Annotated in this window: 16 protein-coding genes; 8 read left to right on the forward strand and 8 right to left on the reverse strand. The window is 65.0% G+C overall.

Annotated features, from left to right (window positions below; translation table 11 throughout):
* Positions 1 to 41 precede the first annotated feature (41 nt).
* From AC59GX_RS17470 to AC59GX_RS17480, 3 genes are read left to right on the forward strand one after another with little or no spacing between them, the layout of a single operon-like run.
* On the forward strand, positions 42 to 1,904 hold the full coding sequence (locus tag AC59GX_RS17470) for a TadE/TadG family type IV pilus assembly protein (protein WP_426282070.1): 1,863 nt from the start codon (positions 42 to 44) through the stop codon (positions 1,902 to 1,904).
* Positions 1,901 to 2,494, forward strand: coding sequence for a TadE/TadG family type IV pilus assembly protein (locus AC59GX_RS17475; RefSeq protein ID WP_247599375.1), 594 nt, complete (start codon positions 1,901 to 1,903; stop codon positions 2,492 to 2,494). The genes AC59GX_RS17470 and AC59GX_RS17475 overlap by 4 nt, the downstream gene beginning before the upstream one ends.
* Complete coding sequence (locus tag AC59GX_RS17480; protein WP_426282069.1) at positions 2,491 to 3,204, forward strand: TadE/TadG family type IV pilus assembly protein; 714 nt, start codon at positions 2,491 to 2,493, stop codon at positions 3,202 to 3,204. The genes AC59GX_RS17475 and AC59GX_RS17480 overlap by 4 nt, the downstream gene beginning before the upstream one ends.
* A 45-nt stretch (positions 3,205 to 3,249) precedes the next feature.
* On the opposite strand, the gene AC59GX_RS17485 is transcribed toward AC59GX_RS17480, so the two are convergent.
* A complete protein-coding gene (locus AC59GX_RS17485) occupies positions 3,250 to 4,677 on the reverse strand; it encodes a pyruvate dehydrogenase complex E1 component subunit beta (protein ID WP_426282068.1) in 1,428 nt (475 codons plus the stop codon).
* A complete protein-coding gene (gene pdhA, locus AC59GX_RS17490; protein ID WP_426282067.1) occupies positions 4,677 to 5,729 on the reverse strand; it encodes a pyruvate dehydrogenase (acetyl-transferring) E1 component subunit alpha in 1,053 nt (350 codons plus the stop codon). Before pdhA ends, AC59GX_RS17485 begins: the two co-directional genes overlap by 1 nt.
* 473 nt (positions 5,730 to 6,202) lie before the next feature.
* On the opposite strand from pdhA, the gene AC59GX_RS17495 reads away from it, so the two are divergent.
* Genes AC59GX_RS17495 through AC59GX_RS17505 form a run of 3 tightly spaced genes read left to right on the forward strand, consistent with a single transcriptional unit; the run spans position 6,203 to position 9,782 of the window.
* Positions 6,203 to 7,555: an MFS transporter gene (locus tag AC59GX_RS17495; RefSeq protein ID WP_426282065.1), complete on the forward strand. Its 1,353-nt coding sequence runs from the start codon at positions 6,203 to 6,205 to the stop codon at positions 7,553 to 7,555.
* On the forward strand, positions 7,552 to 8,472 hold the full coding sequence (gene cysK, locus AC59GX_RS17500; RefSeq protein WP_426282064.1) for a cysteine synthase A: 921 nt from the start codon (positions 7,552 to 7,554) through the stop codon (positions 8,470 to 8,472). The genes AC59GX_RS17495 and cysK overlap by 4 nt, the downstream gene beginning before the upstream one ends.
* Entirely contained in the window at positions 8,469 to 9,782 is a 1,314-nt protein-coding gene (locus AC59GX_RS17505) for a cell wall hydrolase (protein WP_497302119.1), read from the forward strand. Before cysK ends, AC59GX_RS17505 begins: the two co-directional genes overlap by 4 nt.
* Positions 9,783 to 9,923: 141 nt before the next feature.
* Here AC59GX_RS17505 and AC59GX_RS17510 read toward each other — a convergent pair whose 3' ends face one another.
* From AC59GX_RS17510 to hisI, 4 genes are read right to left on the reverse strand one after another with little or no spacing between them, the layout of a single operon-like run.
* A complete protein-coding gene (locus tag AC59GX_RS17510; RefSeq protein ID WP_426282061.1) occupies positions 9,924 to 11,726 on the reverse strand; it encodes an acyl-CoA dehydrogenase C-terminal domain-containing protein in 1,803 nt (600 codons plus the stop codon).
* Between the two features lie 3 nt (positions 11,727 to 11,729).
* On the reverse strand, positions 11,730 to 12,182 hold the full coding sequence (locus tag AC59GX_RS17515; RefSeq protein ID WP_056049049.1) for a MerR family transcriptional regulator: 453 nt from the start codon (positions 12,180 to 12,182) through the stop codon (positions 11,730 to 11,732).
* 32 nt (positions 12,183 to 12,214) lie between these two features.
* Entirely contained in the window at positions 12,215 to 12,700 is a 486-nt protein-coding gene (locus tag AC59GX_RS17520) for a hypothetical protein (RefSeq protein ID WP_426282060.1), read from the reverse strand.
* A complete protein-coding gene (hisI, locus tag AC59GX_RS17525; RefSeq protein WP_426282059.1) occupies positions 12,697 to 13,059 on the reverse strand; it encodes a phosphoribosyl-AMP cyclohydrolase in 363 nt (120 codons plus the stop codon). Before hisI ends, AC59GX_RS17520 begins: the two co-directional genes overlap by 4 nt.
* A 132-nt stretch (positions 13,060 to 13,191) precedes the next feature.
* On the opposite strand from hisI, the gene purF reads away from it, so the two are divergent.
* Both purF and AC59GX_RS17535 read left to right on the forward strand, forming a co-directional pair.
* On the forward strand, positions 13,192 to 14,649 hold the full coding sequence (gene purF / locus AC59GX_RS17530; protein WP_056058607.1) for an amidophosphoribosyltransferase: 1,458 nt from the start codon (positions 13,192 to 13,194) through the stop codon (positions 14,647 to 14,649).
* Positions 14,650 to 14,665: 16 nt separating this feature from the next.
* Positions 14,666 to 15,376, forward strand: coding sequence for an SDR family NAD(P)-dependent oxidoreductase (locus AC59GX_RS17535; RefSeq protein WP_426282057.1), 711 nt, complete (start codon positions 14,666 to 14,668; stop codon positions 15,374 to 15,376).
* An 81-nt stretch (positions 15,377 to 15,457) separates the two neighbouring features.
* On the opposite strand, the gene AC59GX_RS17540 is transcribed toward AC59GX_RS17535, so the two are convergent.
* Positions 15,458 to 16,702, reverse strand: coding sequence for a class I SAM-dependent methyltransferase (locus AC59GX_RS17540; RefSeq protein ID WP_426282056.1), 1,245 nt, complete (start codon positions 16,700 to 16,702; stop codon positions 15,458 to 15,460).
* A 209-nt stretch (positions 16,703 to 16,911) separates the two neighbouring features.
* Positions 16,912 to 18,273 carry a cryptochrome/photolyase family protein gene (locus AC59GX_RS17545; protein WP_426282055.1) on the reverse strand — a complete coding sequence of 454 codons (1,362 nt, stop codon included), beginning with the start codon at positions 18,271 to 18,273 and terminating at the stop codon, positions 16,912 to 16,914.
* Between the last annotated feature and the right edge of the window lie 14 nt (positions 18,274 to 18,287).

The following is an 18,287-nucleotide window of genomic DNA, read 5'->3' on the forward strand; positions in this document are numbered from 1 at the left end:
GAGGCAGCGTGGTCGATACCGATCGACGTCAGGGACTTAGCATGCGCATCAATCACAGCAAACGGGCGGATACGCCGACCACCGTGCTGGGCCGGCTGAGAACGGACGTCCGCGGCAATACGCTTGCGATTATGGCGGCGTCGCTGATCCCGTTGGCGGCGCTGGCGGGATCGGCGATCGACGTGGCGCGCATGTATGTGGTCAAGGTAAGGTTGCAGCAGGCGTGCGATGCCGGCGCACTTGCCGGTCGCAAGTTCATGACGAGCAGCAACGCCACCACGCTCGACTCGACTGCAACAGCGCAGGCCAACGCGTTCTTCAAGAACAACTTTCGGTTGGGCTGGCTGGGTACGAAGACTGCGGATTTTACCCCGTCCAAGACGTCTGATCAGCAGGTTGCCGGCATCGCCAAGTCGGTCGTTCCGATGACGATCATGAAGATGTTCGCGGCGCCGGACGTGACGCTCACCGTGACGTGCGAAGCGCGGTACGACGTGGCCGACACCGACGTCATGTTCATCCTCGACACGACCGGGTCGATGACCTGCGCGCCTTCCGAGACGGGTGGGTGCACTATGACCAGCGAAACATATACCCGGCCTGACGGATCGCCGGGCTATTCCTATACGGAAAAGCCCAGCTCACGGATCGTCGCGCTCCGGAACGCCGTGATGGTCTTTTACGACACGCTTGCCGCCAATGCCGATCCGTCGACGCATATCCGCTATGGCTTCGTCCCCTACACCTCGACGGTGAACGCCGGGGCGGCAATCATGGCGACCGACCCCAATTACCTCGTCAAGAATTGGGCCTATCAGTCGCGCCGGATCGTCGGGGACGACGCGGTCGGCAATCCGCGGTCGTCGAGTACCACGAGGACGTCACAGGCCAACTGTACGGCGGCGGGAGGCCGGTACCCACCGACCGGATACAACAGCGCGGGCGAAGCGCTGGTTCGCAGATCCAGTTGGGGATCCTCCAATGGCGGCACGTGCACCGTATCGGAACAGACGGTCGTTCCGCTGTGGCGCTATGCCAAGACGCCCTTGATGGACGTATCGCGGTATGTTGCCGGTGACTACGTCGCCGATCCCAGCAAGCTGAACGGCCCCAACGACAATCGGTGGCAGGGATGCATCGAGGAACGCGATACGACGCCGAGTACGTCGTTCGATCCCGCGAACCTGCCTGACGATCTGGATCCCGACTACGTCCCCGACAGCGACGCTACGCGCTGGAAGCCTTTATGGCCGCAGCAATATTACTACCGGTACGATTACGACAGCATCGATGTCGGCGACCGCGATTATCCTGGATATTTCCCGAATTACGGTGGTGATCCCGCGTTTCTGAAGTCAGGTTACGTGTCGTGCGGCAAGCCGGCGAGGAGGCTCGCGCCGATGAGTCGTAACGATGTCAGCGGTTACGTGAACGCCGCGGACTTTCGGGCCATCGGGGGCACGTATCACGATACCGGCATGATATGGGGCATGCGTTTCATATCGCCTACCGGCATATTCAAGGACGACACGGCGGCTTGGCCCGGCCGCAACGCCCCTAACCGGTATATCGTGTTCATGACCGATGGCGAGATGTCGCCGAATTCCGATGTCTACGGGATGTACGGAGTGGAGCGTTACGATCAGCGGGTAACCGGCGGCAACTATGCCGATACGGCCGATTATAAAGCGCGGCATAACGCCCGGTTCCTGGCGGAATGCGACGCCGCGCGGGCTCGCAACATCCGGGTCTATGTCGTGGCGCTGGGTGATGCCATCACTAACGAGGAAAGGGCTTGCGCGACCACGACCGCGATGGCGTTCGCGCCTAAGTCGGACAAGGATTTGCGGGATGTCTTCCAGAATATCGCGACGCAGGTTGCGATGCTGCGGGTGTCCAAGTGACCCGGCGCCGCAAGGTCTCGTCGCTTGCACTCGATCGGACCGGTGCGACGATCATCGAGTTCGCGATCGTCCTTCCCGTCATGCTGGCGATGATCATGGGCCTGGGTGAGCTGATCTATCAGACTTATGTCCAGTCCATTCTCGACGGTGCGCTGCAAAAGGCCGGGCGGGATTCCGCTATCCAGGGTGGTTCGGAGAACACCGCGGTCATCGATTCCAAGGTGGCGACGATGGTGCAGAGTATCGCCGCGCAAGCGACCTTCTCCGCGACCCGCAAAAGCTACGCCAGCTTCAGTTCGGTCAATCCGGAACCGTTTACGGATACCAACGGCAACGGCGTCCGCGATCCCAAGGAATGTTTCGACGATATCAACGGGAACAACACCTATGATCTCGATCCAGGCAAGACTGGTCAGGGCGGTGCCGACGATGTCACGCTGTATACGGTCACCGTCGTCTATCCCCGCCTGTTTCCGGTCATGAGTTTCTTCGGGGTCGCGCCAACCCAAACGATCCGTGCCAAGACCCTGCTCAAGAACCAGCCCTATGCGACGCAAACCACGATTACGGTAAAGTCGGTATGCACATGACCAGGATCGCACGCGTTTGCCGATCGGCGCGCAGGTTTTCGGGCGACCGCTCGGGGCTCGCGCTGCTCGAGTTCGCTTTGTCGATGCCGATCGTTCTCGCGCTCGGCCTGTACGGCGTAGAGACGGCAAATCTTGCGCTGGCAAATCTGCGCATCAGCCAGATGGCGCTGAACCTCGCCGACAACGCGTCTCGCGTCGGCGTGCAGAGTTCGCTAGCGACTGAGCAACTCCGCGAGGTCGATATCAACGACGTTCTGGCAGCGTTGCGCAACCAGGGCGCGGCGATGAAGCTATCGACGCGGGGGCGCGTAACGCTATCGAGCCTGGAGGAACAGAACGGCAATCAGGTGATCCACTGGCAGCGCTGTCTGGGACTGAAGTCAGGGGCTGGCTATGCATCGAGCTATGGCGCCACGTCGGCGACCGACGGCACTGATGCTACTCCCGCCAACGATGGCATCGTATCCGCCGGGGGCATGGGCGACGCAGGCGCCAAGGTCATCGCGCCGCCGAATTCAGGGCTGATGTTCGTCGAGATAAACTACGACTATATGCCGGTCGTGGGTACCGCCTGGCTGCCGAGTGGTGCCACTAAGCTCCACTATATCGCGTCGTTCATCGTCAGGGACAGACGGGATTTTTCCCAGATCTTTAATCCCGCGCCCGCAACCGCCGCAATCCGATCGACCTGCGACAAGTTCACGACCTGACGGCGGCATGCGCCGGGGTTCCTTGCAGAACCCCGGCCCATCTTCTTACTTGTACGTAACCTTCTTCACCGCCGTCACGACCTTCGCGACGTCGACCAGCATTAGCTTTTCGAGGTTCGCCGCATAGGGCATCGGCACGTCTTCGTTCGTCACGCGGAGCACCGGTGCGTCGAGGTCGTCGAAGCCGTGCTCCATCACCACCGACACGATCTCCGAGGCGATCGAGCAGGTTGCCCAATTTTCTTCGACGATGATCATGCGGTTGGTCTTGGCGAGGCTCTTCAGGACCGTCTCGGTGTCGAGCGGGCGCAGCGTGCGCAGGTCGATCACCTCCGCGTCGATGCCCTCTTCGGCAAGCTTCTCGGCGGCTTCCAAGGAAATGCCGACCCCGATCGAGTAGCTGACGATCGTGACGTCCTTGCCCTCGCGGACGATCCGCGCCTTGCCGATCGGCAGGACGTGGTTGTCGAGCTTGGGGACGTCGAAGCTGCGGCCGTACATCAGCTCGTTCTCGAGGAACACGACCGGATCCTCGGTGCGGATCGCGGCCTTGAGCAGGCCCTTGGCGTCCGCCGCGTCATACGGCGCGATCACGATCAGGCCGGGAACGCTCGCATACCACGCCGCGAAGTTGTGCGAATGCTGTGCACCCACGCGCGACGCTGCGCCGTTGGGACCGCGGAACACGATCGGGCAGCGCATCTGGCCGCCCGACATGTAGTTGGTCTTGGCGGCCGAGTTGATGATGTGGTCGATCGCCTGCAACGCGAAGTTGAAGGTCATGAACTCGACGATCGGGCGAAGGCCACCCATCGCCGCGCCTGCACCGATGCCGGCAAAGCCGTATTCGGTGATCGGCGTGTCGATCACGCGACGGTCGCCGAACTCGTCGAGCAGCCCCTGCGTGACCTTGTATGCGCCCTGATACTGCGCGACTTCCTCGCCCATCACGAAGACGCGGTCGTCCTCGCGCATTTCCTCGGCCATCGCGTCGCGCAGGGCTTCGCGGACGGTCGTCTTGACCATCTCGGTGCCCTCGGGGATCGCCGGGTCGGAGATGCCGACCTTCTCCGCCGATGCGACGAGCTGCTGCGTGCCGCTTTCGGCCTTGGCGGGCGAAGCGCCTTCGGGAACCGGGGGAGCCTTGTCGTCCGACGGCGTTTCCTTCGGCGCGGCGTTGGCCGCATCGCCGGAGCGTGCTTCAGTCGGCTTGGCGTCGCTTGCGCTCTCGCCCTCTTCGAGGATCGTCGCGATAACGGTGCCGACCTTCACGTTGTCAGTGCCCTCGGCGACGGCGATCGAACCGATCGTACCTTCGTCGATCGCCTCGAACTCCATCGTCGCCTTGTCGGTCTCGATCTCTGCGAGGATGTCGCCCGACTTGACGCTGTCGCCTTCCTTGACGAGCCACTTGGCCAGCGTGCCCTCTTCCATCGTCGGGGAGAGCGCGGGCATCTTGATCTCGATCGCCATCAGTACTTCTCCACCAGAACGTCGGTGTAGAGCTCGGCAGCATCCGGCTCCGGGGTCTGCTCGGCGAAATCGGCGGCTTCGTTCACGATTTTCCTGATTTCCTGTTCAAGCGATTTGAGGTCCGCCTCGCTCACGCCCTGCGCGTCGAGCAGCTTCTTCATGTGATCGATCGGATCCGACTTGTCGCGGACCGCCTGGACCTCGTCACGCGTGCGGTACTTGGCCGGATCGGACATCGAATGGCCACGGTAACGGTACGTCTTCATCTCGAGGATGACCGGGCCCTTGCCCGCACGGACCCACGCCAGCGCTTCCTCGGCGGCACCGCGGCACGCCAGCACGTCCATGCCGTCGACCTGGATGCCGGGAATGCGGAAGCTCTCGCCGCGGCGATACAGCTGGTCCTCGGCCGAGGCGCGGTTGACGCTCGTGCCCATCGCGTACTGGTTGTTCTCGATCACGAAGATGATCGGGAGCTTCCACAGCTCGGCCATGTTGAAGCTCTCGTACACCTGGCCCTGGTTCGCGGCGCCGTCGCCGAAATAGGCCATGCAGATGCCGCCGTCGTTCGAATATTTGTGCTTGAACGCGAGGCCGGTGCCGAGCGACACCTGCGCACCGACGATGCCGTGGCCGCCGTAGAATTTATGCTCGGTCGAGAACATGTGCATCGACCCGCCCTTGCCCTTCGAGATCCCCGAATTGCGCCCGGTCAGCTCGGCCATGATCACCTTCGGGTCGATCCCGTAGGCAAGCATGTGGCCGTGATCGCGGTAGCCGGTGATCACCGAATCGGTCTCGCCGTTGAGCGCGGACTGAAGGCCGACAGCGACGGCTTCCTGGCCGATGTAGAGATGGCAGAAGCCACCGATCAGGCCCAAGCCATAGAGCTGGCCCGCTTTTTCCTCGAAACGGCGGATCAGCAGCATCTGCCGATACATTTCGAGCAGTTCGTCCTTTGACGCCTCGTACGGCTTTGGTTCTGCCGGTCGTTCGCGGTTCGTAATCGGCGGTTCGGCGATTGCGCGTGCTGGTGGGGGGGCTTTGGCCACGATGTGGGAAACCTCGTTTTCCGTAGGGGAGTTGAGGGAGCCTATAGGCGCGGACGGGGCGGAACATCAATTCCCGTCTGGGGTATGTCGGTTTGCGGGGTGTGGGATGGGGCGCTCGATAGGTCGCGCGAGCCCTACCGCACGAGCAAACCACCCCGGCGAAGGCCGGGGCCCAATTGGTAAGGTTGTAGTAACGACGCTCATCGCTCAGTTGGCGACGTCCCCCAATTGGGCCCCGGCCTTCGCCGGGGTGGTGCCGATATGCAGGGATAGCGGTGGTGACGATCTGGTTGCTCAGACGGGACACCTCCCGCTTCCTTGTTCTCCCGCGAAGGCGGGAGCCCAGACTGGGTCCCCGCCTTCGCGGGAGAACAAGCTTTCTTTGTGTGGGCGTGCTTGGCTAAGTCGCTATCCCCACCCCAAGCAAAGCTCCGGTTGCCCTTCCCGTTCGCCCACGCCTAAAGCCAATCGCAATGGCCTCCACAACAGACCCCCACCAGCATCCCTTACGGATCGCAAATTTCCGCGCCTATTGGCTGTCCCGCTTCACCGGCACCATAGCCGTCAGCGCGATGTCGATCGTGATTGGGTGGCAGGTCTACAACATCGCCCGCGAGACGATGGACATCCGGCAAGCCGCGTTCATGCTCGGCATGATCGGGTTCGCGCAGTTCGTGCCGCTGTTTCTCCTCACCCCGATCACCGGCCTAGTCGCGGACAGCTTCGACCGTCGCTGGATCGTCCGCGGCACGACGGCTCTGCTGGTGCTGACCGCCGCGACCCTGTGGTTGCTGACCTGGACCGGCCACCTCACGCTTGGCGTGCTGTTCGTGGCTGCGGTCGCGTTCGGCGTCGCCCGAGCCTTCTCCGGCCCCGCCTATTCCGCGCTGGCCCCCAACCTGGTCCCCCGCGCCGTCCTCCCGACCGCAATCGCGATCAGCTCGATCGCCTGGCAGGTCGGCACCATCGCAGGCCCCAGCGTCGGTGGCCTCCTCTACGCGATCCACCCGGAGGTCGCCTACGGCGTCGCGACGATCCTGTTCGTCGTCGCGCTGCTCTTCATGTTCCTGATCGGCCCGGTGCCGCAGCCAGCCGCGCAGACCGATCACCGCCCCCTCGCCCGCATCATCGAGGGCTTCACCTATGTCCGCCGGAACCGCCTCGTCCTCGCGACGATCACGCTCGATCTGTTCGCGGTGCTGCTGGCGGGCGCGACTTCGCTGCTCCCGGTCTACTCGCGCGACATCCTGCACGTCGGCTCACAGGGTCTCGGCGTACTCGCGGCGGGCATGGGCATCGGCGCGGCAGTGACCGCGATCTGGTTCTCGGTCCGCCCGATGAGCACCAATGTCGGCGTGAAGATGCTGATCGCGGTGGTCGTGTTCGGCCTCGCGATCCTGACCTTCGGCATCGCCACCCCGATCGTGACCTTGCTCGGCATCGCGCCCGGCACCATCGCCGGCATCCCCGTCCAGCCCGCCTTCGTCCTCAGCCTCGTCGCGCTGATCGTCGCGGGCGGTGCGGACATGATCTCGGTCTATGTCCGCCAGTCGCTGATCCAGCTCCACACCCCCGACGCGATGCGCGGCCGCGTCAGCGCGGTGTCGCAGCTCACCATCTCCGCCTCGAACGAGCTCGGCGAATTCGAGAGCGGCGTGATGGCCTCACTCCTCGGTCCCGTAGGCGCAGTGGTGTTCGGCGGCGTCGGTGCTATTGCGATCACGATCGGCTGGGCGCGGCTGTTCCCGGAACTTGGGCGCGCGAAAACCTTTGATCCCCCAGAAATCCTCGAGACCGAACCTCAGCACGGAGAAGCCAAGCCATGAAGGCCAACTCGATCCTCGATACGATCGGCAACACGCCGCACGTCCGCCTGTCGAAGCTGTTCCCCGAATCCGAAGTCTGGGTGAAGTCCGAGCGCTCGAACCCCGGCGGCTCGATCAAGGACCGCATCGCGCTCGCGATGATCGAGGCGGCAGAGAAGGATGGCCATCTCCAGCCCGGCGGCACGATCATCGAGCCGACCAGCGGCAACACCGGAATCGGCCTCGCGCTCGTCGCCGCGGTGAAGGGCTACAAGATCGTCCTCGTCATGCCCGAGAGCATGTCGATCGAGCGCCGTCGCCTGATGCTCGCCTACGGCGCGACCTTCGACCTGACCCCGCGCGAGAAGGGCATGAAGGGCGCGATCGAGCGCGCGAAGGAACTGGTCGAGCAGACGCCCGGCTCGTGGATGCCGCAGCAGTTCGAAAACCCTGCTAACATCGCCGTGCATGTCGCTATCACCGCACAGGAAATTCTTGCCGACTTCCGTGACACGCCGATCGACGTGATCATCACCGGCGTCGGCACCGGCGGGCATATCACCGGCGTCGCCGAGGCGCTGAAGAAGGAATGGCCATCGCTCAAAGTCTACGCGGTCGAGCCCGCCGCGTCGCCGGTGATCGCCGGTGGCCAGCCTGGGCCGCACCCGATCCAGGGCATCGGTGCTGGCTTCATTCCCGTCAACCTGCACACGCAGGCACTCGACGGCGTGATCGAGGTCGATGCTGCGGTAGCCAAGGACATGGCGCGGCGCTCGGCGACCGAAGAGGGCATGCTGGTCGGCATCAGCTCGGGCGCTACGCTCGCAGCGATCCTTCAGAAGCTTCCCGATCTCCCTGACAATGTTCGGGTTCTCGGCTTCAACTACGACACCGGCGAGCGCTATCTGTCGGTCCCGGACTTCCTGCCCGAACAGTGACAGCAGAGCTTTCCGCGCGCGGCACGACGGTGCTGCGCGCCACTCTCGTCGGCATCTCCGCGCTGGCGATCGTCGGGCCTGCGCTGGTCGTCGCCAACCCGCCCATGATCGTCCACGTCTCGAAGCGGGTGAAGCTGCCCGCGGGTCGGGTCGTGCCGCAAGCCGAAGTGCCTGAGGTTGAGCCGGTCAAGTTCGTCGATCTCAGCCCCGAAGACGCGCGCGCGTTCAACGCGACCGTGCCGTTCTCGACCGATCCCAACCCGGCGGCGCGGCCGTTTCGCTTCGCCGGCGGCCCGGAGGATCTGGCGCGCGCGACGGACTGCATGGCGGCGGGTATCCTCTACGAGGCCGGCGATGACACGCTAGGCGAGCGTGCGGTGGCGCAGGTCGTACTCAATCGCCTGCGCCATCCGGCCTTTCCGAAGACCGTGTGCGGAGTCGTATTCGAGGGGCAGGACCGTTCGACGGGATGCCAGTTCAGCTTCAGCTGCGACGGCGCGCTCACCCGCTGGCATCCAACCGACGATGCCTGGCGCCGCGCGCGCGAAGTGGCGGCGGCGTCGCTGTCCGGCGCGGTGTTCAAGCAGGTCGGCTATGCCACGCACTACCATACCGACTGGGTCGTGCCGTATTGGCAGTCGAGCCTCGACAAGATCACTGCGGTGAACACGCATCTGTTTTTCCGATGGTCGGGCTGGTGGGGCACGCCGCCTGCTTTCGGCCGTCACCCGGAGACCGTCGAGCCGGTCATCGCCCAGCTTGCCGAGCTGTCGGACGCGCACAAAACCGGCGCTGCGTTGGCTGAGGCGGATGCGGCGCTGGCGGAGGCTTCGATCGCGATGGGGTTTGGACCAGTTACCGAAACGACGGCTGCTCCCGCGGCGCCATTCGATGGCGATACTATTCTCGTAGCCCTGCCGCGTGGCCAGACCGCCGACGGACTCACTGCGCTTGCGGCTCAAGCGTGCGGGGACAAGCCGTTCTGCCGGTACATGGCGTGGACCGACGGCAGCAAGGCGGCGACGTCGCTCCCGTTGGCACCGGCACAGACGGCGGCGCTCAGTTTCAGTTATCTGCGGGATCGGGCCAGCGGCTACGAGAAGTCGCTGTGGAACTGCCGCCAGTTCAAACGCGCCGATCCGACGCAGTGCATGAAGGTTCAGGCGACGCTGACGGCTGTGCCGGTGCCTGCCGCCGTTGCGCCAACTGCTCCGGCGGGTGCCGAATTGAACGGGGTGCGGCGGAAGACGCTGGTGGCTACCCCGCCCCTGCCGGCGACCACGCCAGCCTCTACCGCCGCTCCTAAGTAGGGAAGCGCAACCTGCCCCCCTCCCTGGAAGGGAGGGGTTGGGGGTGGGTCGGCCCGCTTGAGCCACAACGGTTCGGATCCGCGGAAACCGACCCACCCCCTGCCCCTCCCTTCCAGGGAGGGGAGCAGAAGGCAGATCCGATCAGGCGGCCATGAACATTTCGGGCGGCAGTGCCATCAGCGACTCTGCACCACCTTCGATCTTGCGACGCAGCGCGCCTGCATCCGGCAGGATACGCTCGGCATAGAAGCGCGCGGTGATCAGCTTGGCGTCGAGGAACGCAGCCTCGCCTTCACCTGCCGCCTTCAGCTTCGTCGCAGCTACCGCCATCCGCAGCCACATCGTGCCGACAGCGACGATCCCCATCAGGTGCATGTAGCTGACTGCGCCCGCACCGACGTTCTCGGGGTTCTTCATGCCGTTCGCCATGAACCACATCGTCGCCGCCTGGAGTTGGCCGTTCGCCTTCTCCAGCGCCTCGGCAAACGTCGCCGTTGCCGGATCGCTCTTCGCTGCAGCGACGTCGTCCGCCACGAGCTTGAAGAATGCCTGGATCCCGCGCCCGCCATTCTGCGCGAGCTTGCGCCCGACCAGGTCCATCGCCTGGACGCCGTTGGTGCCCTCGTAGATCATCGCGATCCGGGCATCGCGGACATACTGTTCCATGCCCCATTCGGCGATGTAGCCGTGGCCGCCATAAACCTGCTGCGCGTTGGTCGCGATCGCATAGCCCATGTCGGTGCCATAGCCCTTGATGACCGGGGTCAGCAGGCTGATGATATCGCCGGCCAGCTGGCGCTCTTCCTCGGTCTCGGCATGGTGCTCGAGATCGGCCTGGAGCGCGGTCCACAGGATCAGCGCGCGCAGGCCCTCGGTCAGCGACTTGCCCTCCATCAACATGCGGCGGATGTCGGGATGGACGAACAGCGTGTCCGCCTTCTCCTGCGGCTCCTTCGGCCCGGTCAGCGCGCGACCCTGGCGACGGTCCTGCGCATACTGGACGGCGTTCTGGTACGCGACTTCCGCCACACCGAGCCCCTGGAGACCCACGCCGAGACGCGCGGCGTTCATCATGATGAACATCGCGGCGAGGCCCTTCATCTCCTCGCCGACGAGCCAGCCGGTCGCCGAATCATAGTTCATCACGCAAGTCGAGTTCGCGTGGATGCCCATCTTGTGCTCGATCGACCCACAGGTGACGCCGTTGCGCGCACCCAGCGAACCGTCTTCGTTCACAAGGAACTTCGGCACGACGAACAGCGAGATGCCCTTCGAGCTGTCCGGCGCGCCCGGCGTCTTGGCCAGCACGAGATGGATGATGTTCTCGGTCAGGTCATGCTCGCCCGACGAGATGAAGATCTTCGTGCCGGTGATGGCGTACGAACCGTCCGCCTGCGGCTCGGCCTTGGTGCGGATCAGGCCCAGATCGGTGCCGCACTGCGGCTCGGTCAGGTTCATCGTCCCGCCCCATTCGCCCGAAACCATCTTCGGCACGTACATCGCCTTCTGCGCGTCCGAGCCCTTGGCGATCAGCGCGGCGATCGCGCCGTGCGTCAGGCCGGGGTACATCGCGAACGCCATGTTCGACGAGATCATGTATTCCTGGAACGCGGTCGACACGACGTGCGGCATGCCCTGCCCGCCATATTCGGGCTGGTTGCCGAGTGTCGCCCAGCCGCTCTCGACATACTGCTTATACGCTTCCTTGAAGCCGTCCGGCGTCGTCACCGAACCGTCCTCATGCCGCGTGCAACCCTGCTGGTCGCCCGACAGGTTGAGCGGGAACAGCACTTCGGCGACGAACTTGCCGCCTTCTTCGAGCACCGCGTCGACCACGTCGGGCGACGCCGCATCGAAGCCGGGGAGATTATTGTAGCGATCGAGGCCGACGACATGCTCGAGGACGAAGCGCGTGTCGCGGACGGGGGGCGTATACTGGGGCATGGTTTATCCTTGGTTGTCCTGGGCGCGGCTCACTTCGAGGAGGGCCACGAAACTGGTGAGTTCGTCGATGGCGAGATCGATGTCGCGCTTCTGCGCGGTCAGCAGCGCGATCCGCGCCTGGCTGCGCTCGATCACGACCTGGCGCTGTGCGCGGCGACCATCGCCGAGATCGTAGAGATCGATCATCTCGCGGATTTCGCCGAGGCTGAACCCGACGCGCTTGCCGCGCAGGATCCAGGCGAGACGCGCGCGGTCGCGGTGCGAATAGATGCGCTGCGTACCGCGACGCTCGGGCGCGATCAGGCCCTCGTCCTCGTAGAAGCGGAGCGCCCGCGCGGTGACGTCGAACTCGGCGGAGAGATCGGAGATCGTGAAGCTCTCGCGATCATGCCGCGGCTCGATCACCGCGTAGGACTGCGGGGTCGCCTGCAATCGAGGGGATGCTTGTGTCGCCATCCCCGGAGAAATAACTCTCGTTTACGTCAACGTCAATTGCCGCAAAGCAACTTTCCCTTCGTCGACCGTAGCGTCGCGGCCTCCGATCGCGATTCGCTGAGTCGGTCGACGGTCAGCGCAGCTAGCGAGGCGCGGCCGGTGCAGAGGGCCTCGCAGGCTTCGGGGACTTCGGCGGGAAACACGATCCGATCGCCATCGAAGCGCGCGTCGAACTCGCAGGCGCCGAACGCGAGTTTCAGCGCATCGCCCGACCGCTCGACGGTTCCTGACGCGGCGCACGCCTGGTCCTCGCCATAGTCGACGCTGACGCCGATCCGGCTCGTCTTCTCTGTGCCGATCACGCAGACGCGGTCCGTATCGCGCGCCCATGATCCTTGCAGCGGCGCCTTCGGGTCAGGCACGATTCCCGCAGTCTCCGCCGCAGCCTCGAGCCGAGCCCCCGCGCTGTCCGCCGCCGCAGTCTTTGGCTCGCGCCCACACCCGCCGAGCACGAGCGCGAGCAGCAGCACGCGCTTCATTCGGCCGGCACCAGCTTGCCCCCTTCGATCCGCCGGAAGAAGCAGGTGCGCTCGCCGGTATGGCACGCCGGGCCCGCCGCATCGACGATCACCCACACCGCATCCTGATCGCAATCGATCCGCAGCTCGGCGACGCGGAGCACGTTCCCCGACGTCTCGCCCTTCTTCCAGAGCTTCTCCCGGCTCCGTGACCAGAAATGCGCCTCGCCGGTCGCCTGCGTTTCCGCCAGCGCCTCCGCATTCATGTGCGCGACCATCAGCACGTCACCCGATACGCGATCAGTGACGACCGCGGTCAGGAGTCCGGCGGAATCGAATTTCGGATCGAGCGTCAAGCCCGTGTCGCGGCTGTTTGTCATGCCCCGGATATACCCGAAACCTGCCCCGATGCGACCGCCCCCTCAAAACGATCCGCGCAATGTTATTACAAACAGGCGACAAGCCGGCGATCCGCTCGTATAGGGCAGCTTCCGCACGACGTGAGAACCGGCATGCTGACGACAAACCCTTATGATGACGACAAACTCCGCGAAGAATGCGGGGTGTTTGGCGTTTCGGCCACCGATGGCGCGGCCGCACTCGTAGCCTTGGGGCTGCACGCGTTGCAGCACCGCGGCCAGGAAGCCGCCGGCATCACGACCTTCGACGGCGCGCATTTCCACACGCATCGCGCGATGGGCCACGTCGCCGGGAACTTCGACCGCGACGACGTGATCCGGTCACTGCCGGGCACGGTCGCGTGTGGGCATGTCCGCTATTCGACGACCGGCGAGACCGCGCTGCGCAACGTCCAGCCGCTCTATGCCGAGCTGTCGACCGGTGGCTTCGCTATCGCGCATAACGGCAACATTTCCAACGCGATGCGGCTGCGTCGCGAGCTCGTCCGCCGCGGCTCGATCTTCCAATCGACCAGCGATACCGAGACGATCATCCACCTTGTCGCGACCTCGAACTATCGCACGCTACTCGACCGCTTCATCGATGCGCTGAAGCAGATCGAGGGCGCCTATTCGCTGATCGTGATGACGCCCGAGGGCATGATCGCCTGCCGCGATCCGCTCGGCATCCGGCCGCTCGTCATGGGCAAGCTCGGCGATGCGGTGATCTTCGCCTCGGAGACGGTCGCGCTCGACGTCGTCGGCGCCACCTTCGTTCGCGCGATCGAGCCCGGCGAACTGGTCATCGTCCAGGGCTCCGAGATCCGCTCGATCCGCCCGTTCGCGCCGATGGCGGCGCGGCCGTGCATCTTCGAATGGGTGTATTTCTCGCGCCCCGATTCGATCGTCGACGATCACTCGATCTACTCGGTGCGCAAAGCGATCGGCGCGCAGCTCGCGATCGAATCGCCTGTCGATGCCGACCTCGTCATTCCGGTCCCCGATTCGGGCACGCCAGCGGCGATCGGCTATGCGCAACAGTCGGGCATCCCGTTCGAGCTCGGCATCATCCGCTCGCACTATGTCGGCCGCACCTTCATCTCGCCGGGCGACAAGGTCCGCCACCTGGGCGTGAAGCTGAAGCACAACGCCAATCGCGCGCTGATCAAGGGCAAGCGCGTCATCCTCGTCGACGACTCGATCGTCCGCGGCACGACCTCGCTCAAGATCGTCGAGATGATGCGCGAGGCCGGTGCCGCCGAAGTCCATATGCGGATCGCCAGCCCGCCGACCCGGCATTCGTGCTTCTACGGCGTCGACACGCCCGAGCGCGAGAAGCTGCTCGCGGCCAAGCTCGATCTCGGCGGCATGACCGGTTTCATTCACGCAGACAGCCTCAACTTCATCTCGATCGACGGGCTCTACAAGGCGCTCGGCGAGGCGAAGCGCGCGGATGTCCGCCCGAAATATTGCGACGCGTGCTTCACCGGGGATTACCCGACGACGCTGACCGACCATGACGAAGGCTCGGAAGTCGACCAGTTCGCGATGCTCGCCGAACGCGTCATCTGATACTCGCGGAGCTGATATGACGGACAAGCCTCTCGAAGGCCGGCTGGCGCTGGTCACCGGTGCCAGCCGTGGTATCGGTGCCGCGACCGCGATTGCGCTGGCGGCGAAGGGCGCGCACGTCGTCCTGACGGCGCGTACGCCGGGTGGTCTTGAAGAGGTCGAGGCGACGATCCACGCGGCGGGAGGCTCGGCGACGATCGCACCGCTCGATCTGGCCGAGAGCGAAGCCATCGCGCGCTTGGCGACCGCGATCGGCGACCGCTGGGATGCGCTCGACATCCTCGTGCTGAACGCGGGCATGCTCGGTTCGCTGTCGTCGGTCCCGGCGATCGATCCGAAGGAAATGGCGCAGGTCCTGACGCTCAACGTCAGCGCGCAGGCGGCGTTGATCGCAGCATTCGATCCGATGCTGAAAAAAGCCAAGTCAGCTAGAGTGATCGGCGTGACCTCCAGCGTGGGCCGCAAGCCTCGCGCGTACTGGGGCCTCTACGGCGCTTCGAAGGCTGCATTCGAGACGCTGCTCGATGCATATGGCGACGAGATGGCCGAGATCAGCGCTATCCGTACCGCGATCGTCGATCCCGGCGCGACGCGGACCAAGATGCGTGCACGCGCCTATCCGGGCGAAGATCCGAACTCGGTCAAGGAACCGACTGTCGTCGCCGACCGCATCGTCGCGCTGGCGATCGAGGGCTTCGAACCCGGCCACTTCGAGCGGGTAGCCTAACCGTTCTCCTGCGAACGCAGGAGCCCAGGGTCACAATCGCCACCGCCCGTTGCCCTGGATTCCTGCGTACGCAGGAAAGCGCTACCGCTTAACAAGCGTAACCTGTGCGACGTCGATTCCACCACCAAGAAACCCGCCTTCGCAGTACATCAGATAGTAGCGCCACAACGCGACGAACCGCGCGTCGAACCGCGCCGGCAGCCGCCCTTCCGCAACCGTTGCGTCGAACGCCACCCGCCACCGCCGCAACGTCTCGGCATAGTGAAGACCGAACCCGCGCCGGTCCTCCCACGCCAGCCCACGCGCCTCGGCCAACGCGCGAAACCGCGGCTCGGACACCAGCATCCCGCCCGGAAATACGTAGCGCTGGATGAAGTCGACACTTCGCGAATAGCGATCGAAGATCGCATCGTCGATCAAGATATACTGCAACGCCGCGCGCCCACCCGGCTTCAGCGCGCGCGCGATCGCGTCGAGATACACCGGCCAATATTCCTCGCCGACCGCCTCGACCATCTCGATGCTCGCCACCGCGTCATAAGTGCCGGTGACGTCGCGGTAATCGGTCAGCGCCACCTGCACCCCGTCGAGCCCCGCCGCCGCGATCCGCTCGTCGACCTGCCGCTTCTGCTCGGTCGACAGCGTCAGCGCGTGCACGCCGACCCCCGCGCGCGCAGCCATCTCGGCGAACGATCCCCAGCCACAGCCGATCTCTAGGATCGTATCACCAGCCCGCGCCCCGGTCCGGTCGAGGATCGCACGCAGCTTGGTCCCCTGCGCCGCCTCATGCGGTTCGGCATCGTTGAACGGCTCGGCGAATATGGCGCTCGAATAGGTCAGGCTCTGGTCGAGCCACGTCTCGTAGAAGTCGTTCCCGAGGTCGTAATGCGCGGCGATGTTCTTGCGCGATCCGGTGAGGTCGTTCCGCCGCATCCGGTGCCAAGCCCGCGCCGCCAGCCGCACTACGCCCCCCGACCGTGCCGCGCCGCCGAGCGAGCGCCGGTTGCGCATGAACAGGTCGAACAGCGGCACCGGGTCTGGGCTCGACCAGTCGCCTGCCGCCCAGCCTTCATACCAGCCAACCGACCCGGCCGTCGCGAGCCTCACCAGCGCGCGCCAGCGATGTACGACGACGACCGGCAAAGGCCCGGGCGCGCGTCCGCCGATCAGCCGCCGCGTGCCGTCGGGCAGTCGCGCATCGATCCCGCCGCTCTCAAGCCCTGCGTCGATCCGGTCGAGCAGGCGGTGGAACACCGGCGCGACGAGGCGCGCGACCGGGGAAACCTGGGCGGCGGGCACATCGTCGAAAGCGGGAACGGCGGTCATCGCGGCGCTCCATGCAACACGGGCGGCGGCTAGGAAAGAGGCGTCGGCGCCGAAACGGCTGGAACGCGATCCAAGGCCACAACGCGCTCCCCTCCCTGTAAGGGAGGGGTTGGGGGTGGGTCTGGTTCCGCTTGGTCGACGGTCGTTGGCTCGAACCGGCCAACCCACCCCCAAACCCCTCCCTTCCAGGGAGGGGAGCAGATGCGACCCTATCGCGCGTGCCGCCCGGCTTCGAGCGCTCGCTCGCGCCCTTCGCGGTGGCCGACGATCTTCGCCGGATACGCCTTCGGCCGGCAGCCGGACTCGTCGGGATCATGGATCGCTTCGCCGGTCACCTTCGCCAGTTCCGGCACCCATTCGCGAATATAATCCCCCGCGTCGAACTTCTCCGACTGCGTAAGCGGCGCCATGATCCGCCCGAACATGTTCGAATCCACGCCGGTCCCCGAGACCCACTGCCAGTTCACCGAATTATTCCCGTAATCCGCATCGACCAGGCAATCCCAGAACCACCGCTCTCCCTCTCGCCAGTCGATCAGCAGATGCTTCACCAGAAAACTCGCAGTGATCATCCGCACGCGGTTGTGCATCCAGCCCGTCGCCCAGAGCTGGCGCATCCCGGCATCGACGATCGGATAGCCGGTCTTGCCCTCCTGCCACGCCTTCAGGTCCGCCTCGGCGTCCTTGCCCGAGCGCCAGGGCAGCTTGTCGAACTTGGGTCGCCCGTTCGTGTCGCCGTAATCCGGCATCGTCAGCACGACGCCATCAGTGAAATCGCGCCACGCCAGTTCCTTGCGAAACGTCGTCGCGTCGCCGTGTCCATCGACCGCATGCCACACCGCACGCGGCGAAATCTCGCCGAAATGTAGGTGCGGTGACAGGCGCGAGGTGCCCTCGATCGACGGCATGTTGCGATCGACGTCATAGGCTTCGACGATCGGCGCCATCGCCTTCGCGTTCTTCAACGCCTGCGCCTCGCCCGGCGTCCAATCGCCGAACCCCGTCGACCAGTCCGGCTTGCTCGGCAGCAGATCCCAGTCCGTCAGTGTCTCGCTCTTCGGCCACTTCGACGGCGCGGGAATCGTGCGCGGCGCCGGCTCGGGATCGCCCGGCGGCATAATCTGGTTCAGCGCCTTCCAGAACGACGAATACACCTTGAACTGCCCGCCCGACCCGGTCTTCACATCCTCGACGCGGGCAAGATGGTTGCCGTCATGGAGGCACAGCCGATCGCCAAGCGCTGCCTCGGCCTTCCGCCACCACGGTTCGTAGTGCCGGATCGCATGGACCTGCTCGGCGCCGGTTTCCTCCATCAGCGTGGTCAGCGTCTCGACCGCATGCCCGCGTCGGAAGATCAGCTTCGATCCCTTGCCCGCCAGCGACTTGGCAAACGAGTCGAGCGTGTGGTGCAGCCACCACCGCTGAGCGCCACCCATTTTCCATTTCCCCGGCGCGTCGTCGTCGAGCACGTAGACCGGGATCACCGGCCCGGCATGAGCGGCGGCGATCAGCGCGGGGTGATCGTGAAGGCGGAGGTCCTGGCGCAGCCAGAGAAGCGTGGGAGTCGTCATCGCATCCCCAACGC

The sequence above is a fragment of the Sphingomonas sp. 320_CC genome (assembly GCF_059691795.1).

Bases quoted from the DNA above. Each gene is read 5' to 3' on its own strand.
- cysK (WP_426282064.1), top strand. From the start codon at position 7,552: ATGAAGGCCAACTCGATCCTCGATACGATCGGCAACACGCCGCACGTC.
- AC59GX_RS17470 (WP_426282070.1), top strand. From the start codon at position 42: ATGCGCATCAATCACAGCAAACGGGCGGATACGCCGACCACCGTGCTG.
- AC59GX_RS17545 (WP_426282055.1), bottom strand. From the start codon at position 18,273: ATGACGACTCCCACGCTTCTCTGGCTGCGCCAGGACCTCCGCCTTCAC.
- AC59GX_RS17510 (WP_426282061.1), bottom strand. From the start codon at position 11,726: ATGCCCCAGTATACGCCCCCCGTCCGCGACACGCGCTTCGTCCTCGAG.
- AC59GX_RS17485 (WP_426282068.1), bottom strand. From the start codon at position 4,677: ATGGCGATCGAGATCAAGATGCCCGCGCTCTCCCCGACGATGGAAGAG.
- AC59GX_RS17515 (WP_056049049.1), bottom strand. From the start codon at position 12,182: ATGGCGACACAAGCATCCCCTCGATTGCAGGCGACCCCGCAGTCCTAC.
- AC59GX_RS17535 (WP_426282057.1), top strand. From the start codon at position 14,666: ATGACGGACAAGCCTCTCGAAGGCCGGCTGGCGCTGGTCACCGGTGCC.
- AC59GX_RS17480 (WP_426282069.1), top strand. From the start codon at position 2,491: ATGACCAGGATCGCACGCGTTTGCCGATCGGCGCGCAGGTTTTCGGGC.
- purF (WP_056058607.1), top strand. From the start codon at position 13,192: ATGCTGACGACAAACCCTTATGATGACGACAAACTCCGCGAAGAATGC.
- hisI (WP_426282059.1), bottom strand. From the start codon at position 13,059: ATGACAAACAGCCGCGACACGGGCTTGACGCTCGATCCGAAATTCGAT.
- AC59GX_RS17520 (WP_426282060.1), bottom strand. From the start codon at position 12,700: ATGAAGCGCGTGCTGCTGCTCGCGCTCGTGCTCGGCGGGTGTGGGCGC.
- AC59GX_RS17540 (WP_426282056.1), bottom strand. From the start codon at position 16,702: ATGACCGCCGTTCCCGCTTTCGACGATGTGCCCGCCGCCCAGGTTTCC.
- AC59GX_RS17495 (WP_426282065.1), top strand. From the start codon at position 6,203: ATGGCCTCCACAACAGACCCCCACCAGCATCCCTTACGGATCGCAAAT.